We start from the raw sequence: 20,016 nt of genomic DNA, 5'->3' as shown, positions 1-20,016 counted from the left end.
CTGCGCTGTCAGGGTGATGGAGAGCCCGAACGACGAGGAGCGCGACGATGAACAAGCTGCTGCAGGCCGGGGACGCCGGCTACGACGAGGCCCGGTCGGTGTGGAACGCGATGGTCGACCGGCACCCGGCCGCGATCGCGCGCTGCCGCGACACCGCCGACGTCGTCGCCGCGGTCCGCTTCGCCCGGGAGGCCGGTCTGGAGATCGGCGTCCGCTGCGGCGGCCACAGCATCGCCGGCCACGCCGTCCCCGACGGCGGCCTGATGATCGACCTCACCCCGATGAACGCGGTCAAGGTGGTGCCGGAGCGGCAGCGAGCGTACGTCCAGGGTGGTGCGTTGCTGGGAGAGCTGGACAAGGCCGCGCAGCGCTACGGCCTGGCGACGACCGCGGGCAACGTCTCGCACACCGGGGTCGGCGGTCTGACGCTCGGCGGTGGGATGGGCTGGCTGGCCCGGCAGTTCGGGCTGGCCTGCGACAACGTCGTGTCATACGAACTGGTGACCGCCGACGGCGACGTCGTCCGGGCGAGCGCGGACGAGAACCCCGAGCTGTACTGGGGCCTGCGCGGCGGCGGCGGGAACTTCGGGATTGTCACGTCGTTCGAGTTCCGGCTGCACCACGTCGGCACGCGGGCGCTGGTCGCCGAGTTCACCTATCCGCCGGAGGCCGGCTTCGACGCTGTGCGGGCCTGGCGCGAGCTCAACGCCACCGCGCCGCGAGAGGCGACGTTCACCGCGAGCATCACGGCCGACGCGGTCACCCTCGGCTACGTGTGGGTCGGTGAAGGCGGCGACGAACTGCTGGACGCCTTCCGGGCGCTCGGTCCGATCGGCGAGTACGTCGAGGAGATGCCGTACCTGACCCTGCAGAGCCGCGACGACAACGTGCAGGGCCACCGCTACCGCCGCTACTGGAAGGGCCACTACTTCAAGGCCCTCCCCGACGACGCGATCCAGGCGCTGCTGCGCACGCCCGGCGTGTCCGCGAGCCTGCAGGCGTACGGCGGTGCGATCGCCGACGTACCCGACGACGACGCGGCCTTCAGCCACCGGGACACCCTGTTCGAGTTCGTCACCGCCGTCCGCTGGGAGGACCCGGCCGAGGACGCGACCCGGATCGCCGAGCTCCGCGACTACGCCGCCACGCTGGCGCCGTACGCGAGCGGCGCCTACCTGAACGTCCTCAACGGCGACTCGATCAGCCGGGCGTTCTCACCCGGCAAGCTGACCCGGCTGACCGAGCTGAAGACGAAGTACGACCCCGAGAACGTCTTCCACCTGAACCAGAACATCCGCCCGGCCGACCGGGCGCTCGAAACAGCCTGACGTCAGCACGCGCAGGCGACGCCGCGGGGAGCGGTCAGCGGGTCGGCCGCGCGGCGCTCGACGCCGTCGGCGGTCTCCACCGGCAGGCCCTCGCGGTACCAGTACTCGAAGCCGCCGATCATCTCCTTCACCGGGTAGCCGAGCTTGGCGAACTCGAGTGCGGCCTTGGTCGCGCCGTTGCACCCCGGCCCCCAGCAGTACGTCACGACCGTCGTGCCCGCAGGTACGACGGTCGCCGCGCGGGCCGCGATCTCCCGGGTCGGCAGGTGGATCGCCCCGGGTACGTGACCCTGGTCCCAGCTCTCCTGGCTGCGGCTGTCGACCAGCACCCAGCCGACCACACCGGCACCGATGTCCGCGGCCACGTCGGACACGTCGGCCTCGAACGACAACCGGCCGGCGAAGTGCGCGACGGCGGCGTCCCGCCCGGCGGCGGGGGTCTGCAGAACAGCCGACGTTTGCAGGTCAACGGACATCCGGGGCTCCTTCTCGATCAGCGGAGTCACCAGCGTCCGGCATCACCAGGACGGGCAACAGTGGCAGGAATGCCCTGGTGCATCAAGATCCAGTCAGCTTTTCACCAGCTTCGCGCGGGCCCGGGCCACCTTGATGGCGGTCTTGAGCGTGTCGACGTCGTACGCGCCGTAGTGCCGCTCGCCGTTCACGAAGAACGTCGGCGTCCCGGAGACCCCGCTCAGGTCGGCCGACTCGACGTCCTGCGCGACCCGGGCCGCGGCCACGTGCCGCTTCACGTCGTCGTGCAGGCGATCCAGGTCCAGCCCGAGCTCCTCGGCGTACCGGAGGAGGTCCTTGGGCTGCAGGTTCTCCTGGTTCGCGAGCAGCAGGTCGTGCATCTCCCAGAACGCGCCCTGGGCGGCGGCCGCCTCCGACACCTCGGCCGCGATCTGCGCCCGCGGGTGCACGTCGGTCAGCGGCAGGTGTCGCCACACGTACCGCAGGTCGTCGTCCTGCAGCAGGTCCCGGACGACGGTCTCCGCGCGGCCGCAGTACGGGCACTCGAAGTCGCCGTACTCGACCAGCGTCACCGAGGCCGTCTCCGGGCCGCGGATGTGGTCCCGCTCGGGATCCACCGGCTCGGCCAGGTCGACCAGTTGCTCCGCGTCGCCGAGCAGCGCCATCGCCTTCTTCGGCGGCGACAGCAGTTTGGCCGCGCGGAACACCAGCCAGGTCAGCACCGACGCCACCACCACCGCCGACAGCAGCCCGAGCTTGGCCTCCGTGAGCGCCGGCCCCTCGAACGCGATCGTTGCTATCAGCAAGGAGACGGTGAACCCCATGCCGGCGATCGTGCCGCTGCCGACGACCGCCGCCCAGCCGACGAGCGGCCGGTAGCGTCCGTGCGAGAACCGCGCCAGCAGCCAGGACACCACCGTGACCGCGAGCGGCTTGCCGACCACGTACCCGACCAGGATGCCGAGCGTGATCGGCGAGGTGTACGCCTCACCGAGGAAGTCCGGGTGGACCGGGATGCCGGCGTTCGCCAGCCCGAAGAGCGGGACGATCAGGAAGCTCACCCACGGGTGGTAGAGGTACTGCAGCCGCTCGTTCGGCGAGATCGTCGCGGTCAGCCCGACTGTCGCGGAGCGGGCCAGCTCGGGCGTCGGCTGCTCGCGGAACAGCCGGAACAGCCCGGTCGCCTGCTCGAGCTCCTCCCGCCCCGGCGAGTACGCCGACGCCGTCAGCCCGATCGCGAGGCCCGCAACCACGGGATCGACGCCGCTGGTCAGCAGGGCCGCCCAGGTGACGACGCCCAGGACGACGTACATCCACGCCTTGCGGACCCGCAGGAACGCCAGCACGAGCACCGCGGCGAAGGCGGCCAGCGCCACCATCAGCGGCATGAAGGCGATGTCCTCGCTGTAGACGACGGCGATGACCAGCAGCGCGATCGCGTCGTCGACGACGAAGACCGTGAGCAGGAAGACCCGGACCCGGTCCGGTACGCCGCGGCCGACCAGCGCGAGCAGGCCGAGCGCGAGCGCGGTGTCGGTCGACATCGCCACACCCCAGCCGTGGGCGCCCTCGCCACCGGCGTTGAACGCCAGGTAGATGAGGACCGGCACGATCATCGCGGCGACTCCGGCCACCAGGGGCAGCACGAACCGGCTTCGGTCGCGCAGGTCACCAAGGTCGAACTCGCGCCGCGCCTCGAGCCCGACCACCAGGAAGAACAGTGTCATCAGGCCGCTGTTGATCCACTCCCGCAGGTCCAGCGAGAGCTCGTCGCCGCCGAGCCCGATCGACAGCTCGGTGTGCCAGAACTCGTCGTACGTCCCGGGAGCGAGATTGGCCCAGACCAGCGCGACCAGGATCGCCGCGGCGAGCACGCCGGAGCTGCCCGCCTCGGTGCGCAGGAAGGCACGCACCGGTGCCGCGATCTCCCGCCGCCAGCTGGTCCGGCCGCTCAGCAGCGCCGGGAAGTCGGTCATAACTTCACTGTATCGTTCTGGGTTCAACGACCCAGAAAATTCGCCGGGCGGTCCGGCTAACAGTTTGGGGGGCAGGGGCTGCATGATGTCTCCTGAGGACCACTCCAGCCACGGGGTGCCCGATGGCTCGAGCACGACTGGAGTCCCCTTGACCGAGCACGACCTCGCCGCGACGTCAGCCGACGCCTTCGCCCGGCTGGCGATCGAGATGCATGACGCACCGGGGGTGGAGGAGACGATCGACGCGGTCGTCCAGTTCGCCCTGCAGGCGCTCAACTGCAGCTACGCCGGCGTCGCGCTGTACACCCGTGGCTCCCAGCCCGAGATCGCCGCCACCACCGACCCAGTGGTCGACGACGTGTACTCCTTACAGCTCAACAGCCAGAACGGCCCGCTCGTCGCCGCGCTGCGGGAGCGGTCGACCGTGCTGATCCGCGACACCCTCATCGACGACCGCTGGCCGGAGTGGGCCGAGAAGGTCGCGGCCCTCGGCGTCCGCAGCGTCCTCGACGTCCCGCTGGCCACCGGCGACGGGTCCCGCTCGACCGTCGGCGTACTCGGTCTGTACAGCCCGATCCCGGACGCCTTCGGTGACGACGACGAGGCCATCGCCCACATCCTGGCCCGGCACGCCTCGGTCGCGGTCGCCTCCGCCCGGCACGAGGAGACGATGGCCCAGGCCGTCGACGCCCGCAAGCTGGTCGGCCAGGCGATGGGGATCCTGATGGAGCGGTTCGACGTCGACGGCGACCGCGCCTTCGCCATTCTCAAGCGCTACTCGCAGGACACGAACACCAAGCTCCGCGACGTCGCCCAGCAACTGATCGACACCCGCAAACTCCCCCACTGAGCTCGCCCTCAGGTCGACACGTCAGCCGGCACCTGATCGCTGGCTGGCCGCACCCGTTCGACGCGTGCGGCTCTCGCACGGACGTCGGCCGGCACCTGATCGACACTCGCGGGCTCCCGCACTGAGGTCGGCCGGCACCTGATCGGCGCCTGCGGGCTCCCGCACGGACGTCGGCCGGGGACGTGCCCTAGTCGCGGACGCCGCTGGCCTGTTTGATCAGCCGGTCGAAGGCGCGGTCGGGCAGGATGCGGCGGGCGGCGACCAGCGGTTTGGCGGCGAAGCCGACCAGGTAGCGGGTCCGCGGCCGCCGGGCGGTCACGGCGCGGGCGATCGCGTCGGCGACCACGGTCGGCGGGGAGCTGCGGCGGTCGGCGCGCTCCGAGTCCATCGCGTCGGCCATCGCCTCGGCCTGGCCGGCGTACGGACCGGAGGCGGAGACCTTCCGCAGGTTGTCGGCCGCGATCCCGCCCCATTCGGTGTGGATGCCGCCCGGCTCGATCAGGACCACGTCGACGCCGAACCGCGCGACCTCCAGCCGCAGGCAGTCGCTGAGCGCCTCGAGGGCGAACTTGGTGCCGTGGTACCAGCCGCCGAGCGGGGTGTGGATCCGCCCACCCATCGAGCTGAGATTCACGATCGTGCCGCTGCCCTGCGCCCGCATCCCCGGCAGCACGAGCTGGATCAACCGCGCCGCGCCGAACACGTTCACCTCGAACTGGTACCGCGCCTCGGACAACGGCACGTCCTCGAGCGCGCCGTACGACCCGTAGCCGGCGTTGTTCACGAGTACGTCGATCCGCCCGGACTCGGCCAGGATCCGGTCGACTCCGGCCCTCGTCGAGTCCTCGTCGGTGACGTCCATGGCGATCGGCCGGATGCCGTCGGCGGCCAGCGCGGCCATCCGGTCGACCCGGCGGGCGGCGCCGTACACGGTGTGCCCGAGCGTGTGCAGCTTGCGGGCGGTCGCCTCGCCGATCCCGGACGAAGCGCCGGTGACGAGGATGATCTTGGCTGTCATGGCCGTCCCTCAAGGTAAGATGAACTCCGGTTCACGATGATCATGAACCATGGTTCACGATATTGCAAGGAGTCGCCTGTGAGTCCCCGCGCCGACGCGGTTCGCAACCGGCAGAAGATCCTCGACGCCGCCCGCGAGCAGATCACCCGGTCCGGTCCCGAGGCCGGGATGGACGAGATCGCCGCCGCGGCGGGCGTGGCCGTCGGCACGCTCTACCGGCACTTTCCGAACAAGACCGACCTGGTCACCGCGGTCATCGCCGAGTACCTGGGCCATGTCGCCGACGACGCCGAGGCGGCGAACGCGCGGCTCGCGGCCGGCGCCACCGCGATCGACGAGATCACCTCGTTCGTCGAGCGCGTCCTGGAGACGTCCGCCGTCGACCACGCGGTCAAGGCCGCCGCCCGCGCGCTCGGCGCCGCCACCGTCGACGAAGCTGCCGAGAGCCGGGCACGGGCCGCGGTCGAGCCACTCATCGCGGCCGCGCAGAAGGACGGCGACCTGCACCCGGACGTCACCGTCGACGACTTCTACCTGCTGATCTCGTCCGCGCCCATCGACCAACCGCCGGAGGCGCGGGCCCGGTGGCTCACGCTGGTCTTCCGCGGTCTCGTCGGGCCGGAGTCGTTGAAACGTTCTGAAAATATAGGAAAACGGCGGCCGCCTTCCCGGTGAAACGGGTGCATACTTCAAGAGGAATTGGGTACTTCGCCCGCTATTGGTCCGCACCTCCATCCACTGGTGGTCACCTGCGGACCGTGGGGTTGAGCTCGACGCCGGGGCTTGTGCGGCCAGAACCGCGGACCGGGTCACGTCCCGGCGTCCAACCTCCCCCACCCACCACCACCTCCATCGCCGGGCCGTTCGGCTCACCGGCATCCCGAGGGGGTGCTGTCGGTGTACCGATTACCCTGAGCGGGTGGGTGAGTGGCGGCCGTTGACGGGTCCGTCTCGGCAGGTGGCGCTGGAGATTCTGCTGGACGGGCCGTTGTCGCGCGCCGAACTGTCCCGCCGGGTGGGGTTGTCGCCGGGCAGTCTGACCCGGCTGACCAAGCCGATGGTCGAGTCCGGCCTCCTCGTCGAGACCCCCGCCGGCCAAACCGCCGCCCCAAGCCATCCGGGCCGGCCGACGAATGCGCGGAGCACCAGGCAAACCGGCGCGGGCGTCGGCCAAACCGCCGACCTGGGCCAAGCAGACCGATCGACAGATGCGCGGGTCGGTCGACCGTCGCAGCCGCTTGACCTTGATCCGGCCGCCCATCATTTCGTCGGCGTCAAGCTCACCGGAGACTCCGCGATCGGCGTACTCACGACCTTGCGGGCCGAGACGATCGCGAGCATCGAGCGACCACTGACCGACCACACTCCATCGGCGGTTGCCGCGCTGGTCCTGGAGCTCGCCGACGACCTCGCCGCACAGACACCGGGGCAGCGACCGATCAGCGGTCTCGGCGTGACCGTGGGCGGCCGGGTCTCGGCCACGTCCGAGGTCCGTTGGGGTCCGTACCTGGACTGGGTCGACGTGCCGCTCGGCGACCTGCTCGCGACCGGCACCGACGTACCGGTCGTCGTCGCGAACGACCTCGACGCGTTGACCGAGGCGACGCACTGGTTCGGCGCCGGCCGTGGCTCCGAACGCTTCGTCCTGCTGACGATCGGAGTCGGGATCGGGTACGGGCTGGTCGTCCATAACCGGACCGTCGACAGCCCGGACACGAGTATCGGTCTGATCGGCCACCATCCCCTGGTGACGGACGGGCCGCGGTGCGACCGCGGTCACCACGGATGTGCGATGAGCCTGCTGACCGTCGGCGCCATCACCGAGCAGGTCGGCAACGCTCTCGGCCGCCCGATCGACTACGAGGAGTGCCTCGACCTGGCTGCCAAGGGCGACGCCGCGGCGACGCAGGTCGTCAGCCGGGCCGGCCGCGCCCTCGGCCGACTGATCGCCGCGGCCGCGAACTTCACCATGCCCGAGCTGGTCGTCCTCGGCGGCGAGGGCGTACGCCTGGCCGAGGTCGCCCACGACGAACTGCTCGCCGGCCTGCACGCCGACCGCCATCCCTCCGGCGCCGAACTGCCGATGGTCCTGCAGCCCGCCGACTTCACCGAGTGGGCCCGCGGCGCAGCGGTGGTCGCGATCCAGACCTTCGTCCTCGGTAACAGTAACTGACTAATCCCGTACTAAGCAGTTACACTCAACGGCATGGACGAGCTGTTGAGGCGCTGGGTCGAGGGCTGGCGACTGTGCCGGGGGCTGGCTCCGCCCGTCGAGTACGACGGTGCGCTGGCCGTCGTACTGGGATTGCCGGGACGTGAACGCGAACTGTTCGCGTTGACTGACGATCCGGCGGTCGTGGACCGACTGGCAGCCACGACGGTCCGAGACACCTGGCTGACCGTGACCACGCAGCACGGCGACGATGTCGCGCACCGACTGGCGGACGCCGGACTGGAGCCGTTCGCGGAGCACAAGTCTCTGATGTCGATCGACCTACGCACCCATCCTCAGCCATCTCCTTCAGACGAGGTTGCACTGGAATCGCGGGGACCGCTGGAGCCCGCGCACGGGACGGCGGCGGGCGGGGACGTGCTGGTGGAGCCTCAGGGAGCCCTGGGGCACGCGGGAGTCCCGGCGTCGGATCGCGAAGTCGTGCGCGGCGTGGCGGCGGGCGGAGACGCGCGCATGGAGCCTCGGGAAGCGATGGGGCGCGCGGGAGTCCTGGCGCCGGATCGCGAAGTCGTGGCGCGCGGCGTGGCGGCGGGCGGAGACGCACTCGTGGAGCCTCGAGGAGCGATGGGGCGCGCGGGAGTCTTGGCGTCGGATCGTGAAGTCGTGGTGCGCGGGGTGGTGGCTGGTGGCGAGGTGGTGGTGGAGTCTCGCGGAGCGCTGGAAGTGGTGCGGGTGGTGGGTGCGCATGGTGGGGTTGCTGCGCGAGGGATGGTGGCGGTGACGGGCGATGTTGCGGTGATGCATGACATTCAGACCGAGCCGGCGTATCGGCGCCGTGGGCTGGGGAGCGTGGTGATGGGGGTGTTGAGCCGGCGGGCGGTCGAGCGGGGTGCTTCGACCGGGTTGCTGATGGCAACAGCCGACGGCGAGCAGCTGTACCGCCGGCTCGGCTGGTTGCGGGAGGCAACCATGGTGACGGCGAAGGGGTCAGGCGCTGCGGGCGCGGTGGGCGGCGACCTTGGTGCGGTTCTGGCAGGCCGTTGAGCAGAAGCGCTGGGTCCGGTTACGGGTCGCGTCGAGGAACAGGTCCTCACACCGCGTGGCCTCGCACCGGCGGAGGCGATGGACGTCCTGACTGCCGAGCAGCATCGCGGTCGCGGTGGCGAACTCCGCGATCCACCCGGTCACCTCGGCTGGATCACCGAAGTGCAGGTGCCAGGGCGCATCCTCGTGCCGCGTCAGTTGCGGCGCCGCCTTCGTGCTCCTGAGCAACTCGTTCACCACCTCGACCGCCGGGTCGACGTCACCGGCCGGCAGGCGGCCCAGGGCGTCGTACAACTGCTTGGCGCCGGGTGCGTACGCCGCGAGGTCCACCTCGACCGCCTGGTTCGTGGTCAGCCTGAGGACGTCCTGTACGGCGGTGACGGTCGGCTCCTGAGCGGCCCGGCCCTGGCGCCACGGAGAACCGAAGGTGTTGGCCAGCGCGATCGCCGCCACCAGCGACGCCTTCAGGTGATCGGTGGCTTCCACGCGTCCAGTATGCCGGGGAAAGTTCGCCGGAGCGGCCGATTTCATTCATCCGGAGGAGCCCGGTCATACCAGGGTCGTAGCAGTGGTCCGGAAACATCGGTCTTCGAACCGATGAAGCTGATCATTGCCGGAAACAACAATACCGGACATGCATCCGGTCCAAAACCCGTCCCGCCCACACCCGGCGGCCGCCCCGACCACCGGCAAGCCAAACCCCAGCAACACCCTCACCAGCACGGCAAACCCCGGCAGCTCCGTCCCCGACAGCTCCCTTCCCGGTGGCTCCCTCGCCGGCGAGTCGACGCGCGGATCGCTCGGGGGCGGGTCGTTCGCTGGGCTGGCGGAGGCGGTTGTTGACCTCTCGGCGGTTCGCAACAACGTCCGCACCTTCCGTCGCCTTGTCCCACAGGGGATTCTCGCTGTGGTCAAGGCGGACGCCTTCGGGCACGGCGCCGTACCCGTGGCCCGCGCGGCCATCGAGGCCGGCGCGACCTGGCTCGGCGTCGCGCGGGCCGAGGAAGCCCTGCAACTCCGGGCGGCCGGGCTGACCGTGCCGATCCTCACCTGGCTGTACGACGCCGCCGAACTCATGCTGCTCGGCGGTCTCGACGTGGACGTGAGCGTCTCGACGATTGCAGAACTGCAGCGCGTGGTGTCCAACCCGTCGATCCACCACGTGCACCTAAAACTCGACACCGGCCTGCACCGATCCGGCAGCGCACCCGACCACTGGGTCGAACTCACGCGCGCCGCCGCGCACTACGAAGCCCTCGGCGCGCTCACGGTCCGCGGTATCTGGTCCCACCTCTCCCACGGCGACACCCCGGACGCGCTCCAGAGTCGCAAACAGTTGCGCCTGCTCCGCACCGGTGTGGCTCTCGCTCGACGCGCCGGCCTGCAACCCACCGTCGTACATCTGGCGAACTCCGCCGGGGCGATCACGCTGGACGCGTCCGATTGCAACCTGGTCCGAGTCGGGGCCGGGCTGTACGGGATCGACGAGCTGGGCATCGGGCTCCGACCTGCGATGCGGCTGGTGACCAAGCTGGCCCAGGTACGCCGGATCCGCGCAGGCGAAGGCGTTTCGTACGGACACGACTTCGTCGCGTCCCACGACACGACCGTTGCCCTGGTCCCCCTCGGGTACGCCGACGGCATCCCACGGGTCGTAGCCGGCAAGGCGAGCGTGCTGTGCCGGGGAGTCCGGATGCCGGTGATCGGCCGGATCGCGATGGACCAGTTCGTCGTGGACGCCGGCGACCTGCCCGTCGAACCGGGCGAGCCGGTCACCGTCTTCGGCGACGGCTCCCGCGGTGAACCCACCTGCAAGGACTGGGCCGACTGGGCCGGCACCATCCCGCACGAGATCTACTGCGGCATCGGCGCCCGAGTGCCTCGCCGCTACGAGGAGACGGCCCGATGAAGGTGGCAGTCGTCATGGGCGGCGCGAGCCCGGAGCACCAGGTGTCGCTGGCGAGCGGACGTGGCATCGTCAAAGCGGTCAGCCTGCTCGGCCACACGCCGATCCCGTTGGTGATCGATGCTGAAGGCAACTGGGTGGACGGCCAGCACGAGGCGATCGAGATCCTCCAGGCCTGCGACGTCACCGTCCCGGCTCTGCACGGTGAAGGCGGTGAGGACGGCACGCTGCAAGGATTCCTCCAGCAACTGAAGGTCCCGTACGTCGGCAGCGGCGTGGCGGCCAGCGCGGTCGGACTCGACAAGCACCTCACCAAGTCGGTGCTGAGAGCCCACGGGATCGCCATTACTCCCGGGATCACGTTGGCCGGTCCGGACCTCGCAGACACCGAGGCCGTGATGCAGAAACTCAAGGCGGCCGGCCTGGACTTCCCGGTCTTCGTCAAACCCGGCAACGGCGGATCCAGCTTCGGTGTGGCCCGGGCGACCGACCTGCCGACGTTGTCGCACGCGATCGCCGACGCCGCTGTGCTCGATCCGCATGTGCTGGTGGAGCGGGAGATGGTCGGCCGAGAGATCGACCTGGCCGTGCTGGAGTTCCCGGACGGGCGGGTCGAGGCCGCGCCGGCGTTGGAGATCCACAGCGATCCGGGCGAGCCGTTCTTCACCGCGGCCGCGAAGTACGACAGCAGTGCCACCCGGTTCGTCGTACCCGCGCCGTTGGAGCCGGAGCTGGCCGAGCGACTGCGGCGGACCGCGATCGAGGTCTTCGAGGTGCTCGGCTGCGAAGGCTTGGCCCGGGTCGACTTCTTCGTCCCGGCCGACGGGGTGCCGGTGGTCAATGAGATCAACACCTTTCCTGGATTCACGCCGGCGTCGCAGTTTCCGCGGATGTGGGCGGCGGCCGGGATGAGCTACGCCGAGGTGGTCGACACCCTGCTCCGGACCGCGGTGGCGCGCGGATGACCGTGCTGCTGAGCGACGACCGGATCAGCCGGATCCCGGCGGTCGAGAACGGTGAGCCGCTGGTCGACCTCTTCACCCGCGGCATCTCGACGCGGGATCAGCAGTTCGTCCGTGAAGGCGTCGCGGATCGGCTCGCCACGGCCGACGCCTTCCTGCCGTCCGGCGTACGTCTGCACGTTGTGGAAGGCCTGCGCCCGCTCGAGATCCAGCAGGACATCTACGCGAACTACCGCGCCGAGCTTGAGCGACTGCATCCGGGCAGCGCCGGCCACGACCTCGACGCACTCACGAGCCGGTTCGTCGCCCCGGTCGACGTCGCACCGCATGTCGCCGGGGCCGCCGTCGACCTGACGCTGATCGGCGCGCACGGCCCGCTCGACCTCGGCACGCCGATCGACGCGACCCCCGAGCAGAGCAACGGCGCGTGTTTCTTCGACGCGGCCACCATCAGCCGGGACGCCCGGACGAACCGCGCGCTGCTCGCCGACGTACTCACCGCCGCCGGCCTGGTGAACTACCCGACCGAGTGGTGGCATTGGTCCTACGGCGACCGCTACTGGGCCTTCGTGGAGGACCGGGACCACGCCCTCTACGGACCAGTGTCGAGCCGGGCCTAGTGTCGTGGGCGCCGAAACCCCCCGCCGAGCTTCTGACTCTGGGCACTAGCTTCCTGGCGCCGGGACGGCCTTCTCGGCGGCTCGGCTGACGTCTTCCCAGGCTGACCAGGTGGTCATGCGTTGGCGGGAGAGCTCGAAGGCCAGGTCGTAGATCATGCTGCCGAGCAGGAGGCGGAGCGGCGGGTCGTCGCTCGCGACGAGCTTCAGCAGGGCTTCGGCAGCCAAGCGCGGTTCGCTGTCGATCGAGCCTTCGGCCCATTGCTTCTCGAGCTCGGCGCGGAGCGGGTCGTAGACCTGGTTCGGCGTGGTCGCCGTGGTGTTCGCGTACAGGTCCGTCCAGTAGCCGCCGGGTTGGACGATGGTGAGCTTGACGCCGAACGAGGCCGCCTCGGCTGCGAGGGCTTCGCTCATGCCTTCGAGGGCGAACTTGCTGGCGCTGTAGAGACCGGTGCTGGGGAAGCCACCGAGCGCACCGATGCTGGAGATCTGCACGAGGTGCCCGCTGCCCTGGCTTCGCAGGTGCGGCATCACGGCCTGGCTGACCCACAGTGCGCCGAAGAAGTTCAGGTCGAACTGGGCGCGGGCTTGTGCTTCGGTGAACTCCTCGACCATCCCGGCGTACAGCGCGCCGGCGTTGTTCACGACGATGTCGAGGCGGCCGAACTGCCGGACGGCCTCGTCGACGACGTCGAAGACGGCATAGCGATCGGTCACGTCGAGCGGCAAGGCCAGCAAGCGGCCCTCGTGCCGATCGGCGAGGTCCTTCAGCGGCGTGACGTCTCGCGCGACACCGACGACCCGATCGCCGACCCCCAGCGCCGCCTCGGTGAACGCCCGCCCGAGCCCCCGACTCGCCCCGGTGACGAACCAGACCCGCTCACCCGCAACCCGCGCCATCCCAGCCGCACTCCGCCCGCTCTCGACACCCGTCACGTCCGACGCGTCGGCCGTCGGCTTGCCTGTGGTTTCCATTTCGGATCCTCTCGTCACCACGAGACGGACCGTTGCGTCTCGTTGATGAGCGAAACACTACAGGGCTCACAACAGTTGTCAAGACGGACCGTCTCGTCTCATCAGGTGCTAGGGTAGTCGCATGCCCAACGCCACCCGCCGCAGCGAGACGTCCCGGCAGGCGATCCTCGGTGCCGCCCTGGATCTGGTCGCCGAGGTCGGCTACCAGAAGGTCGCCATCGAGCGCATCGCGACCGCCGCCGGCGTCGGGAAGCAGACGATCTACCGGTGGTGGCCGTCGAAGGGCGCGTTGATGTTCGACGCGTTCCTGGGGCTCTCGGGCGGCGAGGACGGCGAGCTTCACCCGCTACCGGACAGCGGTGACCTCGCGGCCGACCTCAAGTTCGTCCTCAAGGCCACGGTCATCGAGCTCGAGGATCCGCGGTACGACCAGCCGATGCGCGCCCTGCACACCGAGATCGTCCACGACCCTGCGCTCGCCGCCGACTACGTGCAGCGCCTCGACGGACCGATGCGCGAGCTGAAGAAGGACCGTCTCCGTTCGGCCCAGACCGCCGGCCAACTGGGCGAGGACGTGGACCTGGACGTCGCGGTGGACCTGATCTTCGGACCCGTCCTCAACCGCTGGCTGCAACGCACCGGCCCACTCACCGACGAGTACGTCGACCACCTCGTTGACACCGCCCTGCGGGGCCTTGAGCCCCGCCCGACCTGACTCGAGCGTGCGTTAGCGTGCGCGAATGGAGGATCTGGGAGCTGTAGTTTGGCCGCCTGCGCCGATCAGGACCGAGCGGCTCGTGCTGCGGGAGCCCGAGGCGCGGGACCGTGTGGCCTTCATCGAACTGCACACCTCGCCAGAGGTGAACGCCTACCTCGGCGGCCCCCGCCCGCGTGACGAGCTCGAGCGCGATCTGCCGGAGACGCCCCGGCGGTGGCCGGGGAACTTCGTCGTGGAGCTCGACGGGTCGATGATCGGTCAGATCCTGCTCCGGCGGGCGACCGGACACAGTCGCCCCGCGGCCAGTGGGAAGGCCGATCTCGGCTATCTGTTCCTGCCGCGGGCTTGGGGATTCGGGTACGCCGCCGAGGCGTGTACGGCCGCGCTCGACTGGCTCGACGGTGTCCTGCCGGGTGAGCCGGTGGTGCTCACCACTCAGTCCGCCAACGCCGGCTCGATGCGGCTCGCGGCGAAGCTGGGGTTCGCCGAGGTGGAGCGGTTCGAGGCCTGGGGCGCCGAGCAGTGGCTCGGCCTGCGGCCTGCCGTCACGGCCTTGCCGTAGCTCGGGCCGCGACCTCCTGTCACGGCCGTGCGGCAGCCCGGCCTGCGGCCCACCGGCACGATGGAGCAGCAGCTCAGCCTGCGGTCGCCGGCGAACCCCCGCACGACGGCGATCCGGTTGATAGAAGCCGTCTATCACCTCATAGGCAGCATTGCTTTGACCCTGCGGCCTTGGCGACGGAATGTTGTATACATGACGAGCGAGGTCGTGGCCGCCGCCCCCGTCCCGGTCCCCGGGCGTGCCCAGCGGGTGCGTGAGATAGCCACCGAACTACGTGGGCTCCGGGGCGCGCTGATCCCGATCCTGCACGCGATCCAGGAGGAGCTCGAGTACGTCGACCAGGGCGACATCCCGGTGATCGCCGACGTACTGAACATCGCCGTGGCCGAGGTCCACGGCGTCGTCACGTTCTACAAGGACTTCCGCCGTACGCCGGCCGGACGTACCACCGTGGCGATCTGCCAGGCGGAGGCGTGCCGGTCGGTCGGCGCGGTCGCGTTGGCCGAGCACGCGAAACGCAGTACCGGCTGCGGGTTCGGTGAGAGCACCGCGGACGGCCGGCTGACGCTGGACGAGGTGTTCTGCTTCGGCAACTGCGCCCTCGGCCCGGCGGTGCAGGTCGGCGCCAAGCTGCACGGACGGGTCACGCCGGCCCGCCTCGACGCGATCCTCGGGGAGGCTCGATGACGAAGGTCTACGTCCCGAGGGACGCCGCGGCGCGGTCGGTCGGCGCCGACGAGGTCGCCGAGCGGATCACCGCGACGGCCGGCGTGGAGGTCGTCCGGACCGGCTCGCGCGGCATGCTCTGGCTGGAGCCGATGGTCGAGGTCGAGACCCCCGAAGGCCGGGTCGGCTACGGGCCGGTCGCTCCGGAGGACGTCGACGGGCTGATCGCGGCCGGCATGCTCCGCGGCGAAGGCGGCCAAGGCCGCGAAGTCAGCCAAGGGCAAGACCTCGGCGAAGGGCGAGGCATCGGCGGAGGGCGAGGCAGCGGCGCGTACCTCGGTCTCGTCGAGGAGCTGCCGTGGATGAAGCGGCAGCAGCGGCTCACGTTCGCCCGGGTCGGTGTGATCGATCCGCTGTCGGCCGAGGACTACACGGCCCATGACGGGATGAAGGGCCTGCGGCAAGCACTGTCGATGACGCCGGCCGAGGTGGTCGAGACGGTCGTCGATTCCGGGCTGCGGGGCCGTGGGGGTGCCGGGTTCCCGACCGGGATCAAGTGGCGGACCGTGCTCGGCGCGCAGTCGGAGCTCAAGTTCGTCTGCTGCAACGCCGACGAGGGCGACTCGGGCACGTTCGCGGACCGGATGCTGATCGAGGGCGATCCGTTCACGCTGATCGAGGGGATGACGATCGCGGCGTACGCGGTCGGTGCGACCGAGGGCTACGTCTACCTGCGGTCGGAGTACCCGGACGCGGTCGCGACGCTGAAGGCCGCCATCGAGCTCGCCCGCGCCGAGAACTGGCTGGGCGAGAACATCCTCGGCTCGGGGCTCAGCTTCGACCTGCACGTGCGGGTCGGTGCCGGCGCGTACATCTGCGGCGAGGAGACCTCGATGCTGGAGAGCCTCGAGGGCAAGCGCGGGACGGTTCGCGCGAAGCCGCCGATCCCTGCGCTTGAAGGGCTTTTCGGCCGGCCGACCGTGGTCAACAACGTGCTGTCGCTGGCCACGGTCCCGACCATTCTCGCGCACGGCGCCGAGGTCTACGCGGCGTACGGCGTCGGCCGGTCGCTCGGCACCAGCGTGTTCCAGCTCGGCGGCAACGTCGCCCGCGGCGGGATCGTGGAGACCGCGTTCGGCATCACTCTCGGCGAGCTGGTGAACGACTTCGGCGGCGGTACGTCGTCCGGCCGCCCGGTCCGCGCCGTCCAGGTAGGTGGCCCGCTCGGTGCGTACCTGCCGGTCGAGCAGTTCGACCTGCAGATGGACTACGAGACGTTCGCGGCCGCGGGGGCGATGGTCGGGCACGGCGGGATCGTGGTGTTCGACGAGTCGGTGGACATGGCCGCGATGGCCCGGTTCGCGTTCGAGTTCTGCGCGGCCGAGTCGTGTGGCAAGTGCACGCCGTGCCGGGTCGGCGCGGTCCGCGGTGTGGAGACGATCGACCGTATCGTGGCTGGTGACGACCGGCAGAAGAACCTCGTGCTGCTCGACGACCTGTGCGAGTTGATGACCGACGGGTCGCTCTGCGCGATGGGCGGGTTGACCCCCATGCCCGTCCGTAGCGCCGTCCGCCACTTCGGAGAGGACTTCCAGGCATGACGCTGCTCAAGGAACCCGACTATGGCACTCCTGCCCGCGACGGTGCAGCCACGATCAATCTGACCGTCGACGGAGTGACCGTCGCCGTGCCACTGGGGACGTCGGTGATGCGCGCGGCCAAGGAGGCCGGCCTGGACATCCCCAAGCTGTGCGCGACCGACAGTCTCGAGGCCTTCGGTTCCTGCCGGTTGTGCATCGTCGAGATCGACGGCGTCCGCGGTACGCCGGCCTCGTGTACGACGCCGGTCGCGGACGGCATGGTGGTCCGCACCCAGAACGAGCGCCTCGGCAAACTCCGCCGCGGCGTGATGGAGCTGTACATCTCCGACCATCCGCTCGACTGCCTGACCTGCTCGGCCAACGGCGACTGCGAGCTGCAGGACATGGCCGGTGTGACCGGTCTCCGCGAGGTGCGCTACGGCTCCGGCGTCGAGGCCGGAGCGAACCACCTGGACCTGCCGACCGACTCCTCCAATCCGTACTTCGACTTCGACGCCTCGAAGTGCATCGCGTGTTCGCGCTGCGTCCGGGCCTGTGACGAAGTACAGGGAACGCTCGCGCTCACGATCGAGGGCCGCGGCTTCGACTCCAAGGTGGCCGCGGGTGCCGGGGTGTCGTTCTTCGAGTCCGACTGCGTCTCGTGCGGCGCGTGCGTGCAGGCGTGCCCGACCGCGACCCTGCAGGAGAAGTCGGTGGTCGAGCTCGGCATGCCGACGCGGTCGGTCCTCACCACCTGCGCGTACTGCGGGGTCGGCTGCTCGTTCAAGGCCGAGCTGCGCGGTGACGAGCTGGTCCGGATGGTGCCGTACAAGAACGGCGGCGCGAACGAGGGCCACTCGTGTGTGAAGGGCCGGTTCGCCTTCGGGTACGCCAGCCACCCGGACCGCGTGCTCGAGCCGATGGTGCGCGACAGCATCGCGGACGAGTGGCGGACGGTGGCGTGGGATGAGGCGATCGGCTTCACCGCCCGCCGGCTGCGGGAGATCCAGGCCGAGCACGGCCAGGGCTCGATCGGCGCGATCACGTCCTCGCGGACCACGAACGAAGAGGTGTACGCCGTACAGAAGATGGTCCGCGCGGTGTTCGGCAACAACAACGTCGACACCTGCGCCCGGGTCTGCCACTCGCCGACCGGGTACGGCCTGAAGCAGACCTTCGGCGAGTCCGCCGGCACGCAGGACTTCAAGTCGGTCGAGGAGGCCGACGTGATCCTGGTCATCGGCGCCAACCCGACCGACGGGCACCCGGTGTTCGCGTCCCGGATGAAGAAGCGGCTGCGCCAGGGAGCGAAGCTGATCGTCGCCGACCCGCGCCGGATCGACCTGGTCCGCTCGCCGCACATCGAGGCCGCGCACCACCTGCAACTGGCACCGGGCACGAACGTTGCGATCATCAACGCGTTCGCGCACGTCGTGGTCACCGAAGACCTGGTCGATCGTCCTTTCGTGGACAGTCGGTGTGAGGACTTCGAGACCTGGGCGTCGTTCATCGCCCGGCCGGAGCACAGCCCGGAGGCGGTCGCCGAGATCACCGGCGTACCGGCGGAAGAGATCCGCGCGGCGGCCCGGCTGTACGCGACCGGCGGCAACGCGGCGATCTACTACGGCCTCGGCGTCACCGAGCACAGCCAGGGCTCGACCATGGTGATGGGCATGGCGAACCTCGCGATGGCCACCGGCAACATCGGCCGGCGCGGCGTCGGCGTGAACCCGCTGCGCGGTCAGAACAACGTGCAGGGCTCCTGCGACATGGGTTCGTTCCCGCACGAGCTGCCCGGCTACCGGCACGTCTCCGACGACGGCGTCCGCGAGGTCTACGAGCAGCTCTGGGGTACGCCGCTGCTGAACGAGCCCGGCCTGCGGATCCCGAACATGTTCGACGCAGCGATCGACGGCACCTTCAAGGCCCTGTTCGTGCAGGGCGAGGACATCGCCCAGTCCGACCCGAACACCCAGCACGTGTTCGCCGCACTCGGAGCCCTCGACCTGCTCGTCGTCCAGGACCTGTTCGTCAACGAGACCGCGAAGTTCGCGCACGTACTGCTGCCCGGTACGTCGTTCCTGGAGAAGGACGGCACGTTCACGAATGCCGAGCGCCGGATCAACCGGGTCCGGCCGGTGATGGCGCCGAAGACCCGCAAGCAGGAGTGGGAGATCGTCTGCGAGATCGCCCAGCAGATGGGCTACCCGATGCACTACGACTCGGCCGCGCAGATCATGGACGAGATCGCGCTGACCACGCCGACGTTCATGGGTGTCTCGTTCGACAAGCTGGACAAGCAGGGCTCGATCCAGTGGCCGTGCAACCTCGAGCACCCGGACGGGACGCCGATCATGCACGAGGACGAGTTCACCCGGGGCAAGGGCCGGTTCATGGAGACCGTGTACGTGCCGACGAGCGAGCGGTCGACGCGGAAGTTCCCGCTGATCCTGACCACCGGCCGGATCCTGTCGCAGTACAACGTCGGCGCGCAGACCCGGCGGACGGCGAACGTCGCCTGGCACCCCGAGGACATCCTCGAGCTGCACCCGCACGACGCCGAGGTCCGCGGGATCGAGGACGGCGACACGGTCGCGCTGTCGAGCCGGGTCGGCCGGACCACGTTGCGTGCGAAGCTGTCCGACCGGATGCCGGTCGGCGTCTGCTACACCACGTTCCACCATCCCGTCAGCGGGGCGAACGTGGTCACCACCGACAACTCCGACTGGGCGACGAACTGCCCGGAGTACAAGGTCACCGCTGTCCAGGTCGACCTGCTGACCCAGCCGACGGCGACCACGTCCGAGCGCGAAGCGGTAGGTACACGATGAGCGGCACGCTCCCGCCGTACGTGCGACTGGCGAACGAGATCGCGGTCCAGTTCGCCCACCGCCCGCCGGCGGACGCGGCCACCGCGATCGCGAACCACATGAAGGCGGCCTGGGACCCGCGGATGAAGAAGGCCCTGATCGCCCACGTCGAGGCCGGCGCCGAGGACCTCGACCCGGTCGCGGCGCTGGCCGCCCAGCAGCTGCAGGTGGCCGCGAAGTGAGTCGGGGTACCGAAGGACAGGAGGTATCGGCCGGCGGCGACTACTTTCCCGCTCGGCCGCCTGGGCAAACGGCCCACCCAACCGGGCACCTCCTGTCCTTCGGTTCCTGGGACAC

The 20,016-nt window shown here is 70.0% G+C and carries 19 protein-coding genes; 14 read left to right on the top strand and 5 right to left on the bottom strand.

Annotation, left to right across the window (positions count from 1 at the left end; all coding sequences use genetic code 11):
* Window positions 1–47 precede the first annotated feature (47 nt).
* Window positions 48–1,328 carry an FAD-binding oxidoreductase gene (locus ACQPYZ_RS04025; protein ID WP_433165319.1) on the top strand — a complete coding sequence of 427 codons (1,281 nt, stop codon included), beginning with the start codon at window positions 48–50 and terminating at the stop codon, window positions 1,326–1,328.
* Window positions 1,329–1,330: 2 nt separating this feature from the next.
* On the opposite strand, the gene ACQPYZ_RS04020 is transcribed toward ACQPYZ_RS04025, so the two are convergent.
* Both ACQPYZ_RS04020 and nhaA read right to left on the bottom strand, forming a co-directional pair.
* The gene (locus ACQPYZ_RS04020; protein WP_433165317.1) at window positions 1,331–1,804 is read right to left on the bottom strand and encodes a rhodanese-like domain-containing protein; all 474 of its coding nucleotides are present in this window, start codon (window positions 1,802–1,804) and stop codon (window positions 1,331–1,333) included.
* Window positions 1,805–1,897: 93 nt separating this feature from the next.
* Window positions 1,898–3,778: a Na+/H+ antiporter NhaA gene (gene nhaA / locus ACQPYZ_RS04015; RefSeq protein ID WP_433165315.1), complete on the bottom strand. Its 1,881-nt coding sequence runs from the start codon at window positions 3,776–3,778 to the stop codon at window positions 1,898–1,900.
* A 148-nt stretch (window positions 3,779–3,926) separates the two neighbouring features.
* On the opposite strand from nhaA, the gene ACQPYZ_RS04010 reads away from it, so the two are divergent.
* A complete protein-coding gene (locus ACQPYZ_RS04010) occupies window positions 3,927–4,628 on the top strand; it encodes a GAF and ANTAR domain-containing protein (RefSeq protein WP_433165313.1) in 702 nt (233 codons plus the stop codon).
* A 187-nt stretch (window positions 4,629–4,815) separates the two neighbouring features.
* On the opposite strand, the gene ACQPYZ_RS04005 is transcribed toward ACQPYZ_RS04010, so the two are convergent.
* Entirely contained in the window at window positions 4,816–5,646 is an 831-nt protein-coding gene (locus ACQPYZ_RS04005; protein WP_433165311.1) for an oxidoreductase, read from the bottom strand.
* A gap of 78 nt (window positions 5,647–5,724) precedes the next feature.
* Between ACQPYZ_RS04005 and ACQPYZ_RS04000 the strand changes: the two genes are divergently transcribed.
* From ACQPYZ_RS04000 to ACQPYZ_RS03990, 3 genes are all read left to right on the top strand, one after another.
* The gene (locus ACQPYZ_RS04000; RefSeq protein ID WP_433165309.1) at window positions 5,725–6,321 is read left to right on the top strand and encodes a TetR/AcrR family transcriptional regulator; all 597 of its coding nucleotides are present in this window, start codon (window positions 5,725–5,727) and stop codon (window positions 6,319–6,321) included.
* Window positions 6,322–6,565: 244 nt separating this feature from the next.
* Window positions 6,566–7,819, top strand: coding sequence for an ROK family transcriptional regulator (locus tag ACQPYZ_RS03995; protein ID WP_433165307.1), 1,254 nt, complete (start codon window positions 6,566–6,568; stop codon window positions 7,817–7,819).
* Between the two features lie 33 nt (window positions 7,820–7,852).
* Entirely contained in the window at window positions 7,853–8,863 is a 1,011-nt protein-coding gene (locus ACQPYZ_RS03990; protein WP_433165305.1) for a GNAT family N-acetyltransferase, read from the top strand.
* Here the strand turns inward: ACQPYZ_RS03990 and ACQPYZ_RS03985 are convergent.
* Window positions 8,807–9,349, bottom strand: a complete 543-nt coding sequence (locus ACQPYZ_RS03985; RefSeq protein ID WP_433165303.1) for a CGNR zinc finger domain-containing protein — start codon at window positions 9,347–9,349, stop codon at window positions 8,807–8,809. The genes ACQPYZ_RS03990 and ACQPYZ_RS03985 overlap by 57 nt on opposite strands.
* A 337-nt stretch (window positions 9,350–9,686) precedes the next feature.
* Between ACQPYZ_RS03985 and alr the strand changes: the two genes are divergently transcribed.
* The 3 genes from alr to ACQPYZ_RS03970 are packed head-to-tail and all read left to right on the top strand — an operon-like array spanning window position 9,687 to window position 12,351.
* The gene (gene alr / locus ACQPYZ_RS03980) at window positions 9,687–10,772 is read left to right on the top strand and encodes an alanine racemase (RefSeq protein WP_433169621.1); all 1,086 of its coding nucleotides are present in this window, start codon (window positions 9,687–9,689) and stop codon (window positions 10,770–10,772) included.
* Entirely contained in the window at window positions 10,769–11,734 is a 966-nt protein-coding gene (locus ACQPYZ_RS03975) for a D-alanine--D-alanine ligase family protein (RefSeq protein WP_433165301.1), read from the top strand. Before alr ends, ACQPYZ_RS03975 begins: the two co-directional genes overlap by 4 nt.
* Complete coding sequence (locus tag ACQPYZ_RS03970; RefSeq protein WP_433165299.1) at window positions 11,731–12,351, top strand: M15 family metallopeptidase; 621 nt, start codon at window positions 11,731–11,733, stop codon at window positions 12,349–12,351. The genes ACQPYZ_RS03975 and ACQPYZ_RS03970 overlap by 4 nt, the downstream gene beginning before the upstream one ends.
* Before the next feature lie 45 nt (window positions 12,352–12,396).
* Here ACQPYZ_RS03970 and ACQPYZ_RS03965 read toward each other — a convergent pair whose 3' ends face one another.
* Complete coding sequence (locus tag ACQPYZ_RS03965; RefSeq protein ID WP_433165297.1) at window positions 12,397–13,323, bottom strand: SDR family NAD(P)-dependent oxidoreductase; 927 nt, start codon at window positions 13,321–13,323, stop codon at window positions 12,397–12,399.
* Between the two features lie 121 nt (window positions 13,324–13,444).
* Between ACQPYZ_RS03965 and ACQPYZ_RS03960 the strand changes: the two genes are divergently transcribed.
* The 6 genes from ACQPYZ_RS03960 (at window position 13,445) to ACQPYZ_RS03935 (ending at window position 19,901) form a co-directional block, all read left to right on the top strand.
* Complete coding sequence (locus ACQPYZ_RS03960; RefSeq protein ID WP_433165295.1) at window positions 13,445–14,038, top strand: TetR/AcrR family transcriptional regulator; 594 nt, start codon at window positions 13,445–13,447, stop codon at window positions 14,036–14,038.
* Window positions 14,039–14,063: 25 nt separating this feature from the next.
* Window positions 14,064–14,603, top strand: a complete 540-nt coding sequence (locus ACQPYZ_RS03955) for a GNAT family N-acetyltransferase (RefSeq protein ID WP_433165293.1) — start codon at window positions 14,064–14,066, stop codon at window positions 14,601–14,603.
* A 192-nt stretch (window positions 14,604–14,795) separates the two neighbouring features.
* Window positions 14,796–15,290, top strand: a complete 495-nt coding sequence (locus tag ACQPYZ_RS03950) for an NAD(P)H-dependent oxidoreductase subunit E (RefSeq protein ID WP_433165291.1) — start codon at window positions 14,796–14,798, stop codon at window positions 15,288–15,290.
* Entirely contained in the window at window positions 15,287–16,870 is a 1,584-nt protein-coding gene (locus tag ACQPYZ_RS03945; RefSeq protein ID WP_433165289.1) for a formate dehydrogenase beta subunit, read from the top strand. The genes ACQPYZ_RS03950 and ACQPYZ_RS03945 overlap by 4 nt, the downstream gene beginning before the upstream one ends.
* Entirely contained in the window at window positions 16,867–19,680 is a 2,814-nt protein-coding gene (gene fdhF, locus ACQPYZ_RS03940; protein WP_433165288.1) for a formate dehydrogenase subunit alpha, read from the top strand. The genes ACQPYZ_RS03945 and fdhF overlap by 4 nt, the downstream gene beginning before the upstream one ends.
* On the top strand, window positions 19,677–19,901 hold the full coding sequence (locus ACQPYZ_RS03935) for a formate dehydrogenase subunit delta (protein ID WP_433165286.1): 225 nt from the start codon (window positions 19,677–19,679) through the stop codon (window positions 19,899–19,901). The genes fdhF and ACQPYZ_RS03935 overlap by 4 nt, the downstream gene beginning before the upstream one ends.
* Window positions 19,902–20,016: the final 115 nt, after the last annotated feature.

The organism is Kribbella sp. CA-247076 (genome assembly GCF_050942445.1).
Taxonomy (GTDB): Bacteria; Actinomycetota; Actinomycetes; order Propionibacteriales; family Kribbellaceae; genus Kribbella.
The sequence above is the reverse complement of the archived record's forward strand: the minus strand, read 5'-3'. Positions and strand labels throughout refer to the sequence as shown.

Coding starts and splice junctions, on each gene's coding strand:
- ACQPYZ_RS04025 (WP_433165319.1), top strand. CDS start 48: ATGAACAAGCTGCTGCAGGCCGGGGACGCCGGCTACGACGAGGCCCGG.
- ACQPYZ_RS04020 (WP_433165317.1), bottom strand. CDS start 1,804: ATGTCCGTTGACCTGCAAACGTCGGCTGTTCTGCAGACCCCCGCCGCC.
- nhaA (WP_433165315.1), bottom strand. CDS start 3,778: ATGACCGACTTCCCGGCGCTGCTGAGCGGCCGGACCAGCTGGCGGCGG.
- ACQPYZ_RS04005 (WP_433165311.1), bottom strand. CDS start 5,646: ATGACAGCCAAGATCATCCTCGTCACCGGCGCTTCGTCCGGGATCGGC.
- ACQPYZ_RS03990 (WP_433165305.1), top strand. CDS start 7,853: ATGGACGAGCTGTTGAGGCGCTGGGTCGAGGGCTGGCGACTGTGCCGG.
- ACQPYZ_RS03975 (WP_433165301.1), top strand. CDS start 10,769: ATGAAGGTGGCAGTCGTCATGGGCGGCGCGAGCCCGGAGCACCAGGTG.
- ACQPYZ_RS03970 (WP_433165299.1), top strand. CDS start 11,731: ATGACCGTGCTGCTGAGCGACGACCGGATCAGCCGGATCCCGGCGGTC.
- ACQPYZ_RS03965 (WP_433165297.1), bottom strand. CDS start 13,323: ATGGAAACCACAGGCAAGCCGACGGCCGACGCGTCGGACGTGACGGGT.
- ACQPYZ_RS03960 (WP_433165295.1), top strand. CDS start 13,445: ATGCCCAACGCCACCCGCCGCAGCGAGACGTCCCGGCAGGCGATCCTC.
- ACQPYZ_RS03955 (WP_433165293.1), top strand. CDS start 14,064: ATGGAGGATCTGGGAGCTGTAGTTTGGCCGCCTGCGCCGATCAGGACC.
- ACQPYZ_RS03950 (WP_433165291.1), top strand. CDS start 14,796: ATGACGAGCGAGGTCGTGGCCGCCGCCCCCGTCCCGGTCCCCGGGCGT.
- ACQPYZ_RS03945 (WP_433165289.1), top strand. CDS start 15,287: ATGACGAAGGTCTACGTCCCGAGGGACGCCGCGGCGCGGTCGGTCGGC.
- fdhF (WP_433165288.1), top strand. CDS start 16,867: ATGACGCTGCTCAAGGAACCCGACTATGGCACTCCTGCCCGCGACGGT.
- ACQPYZ_RS03935 (WP_433165286.1), top strand. CDS start 19,677: ATGAGCGGCACGCTCCCGCCGTACGTGCGACTGGCGAACGAGATCGCG.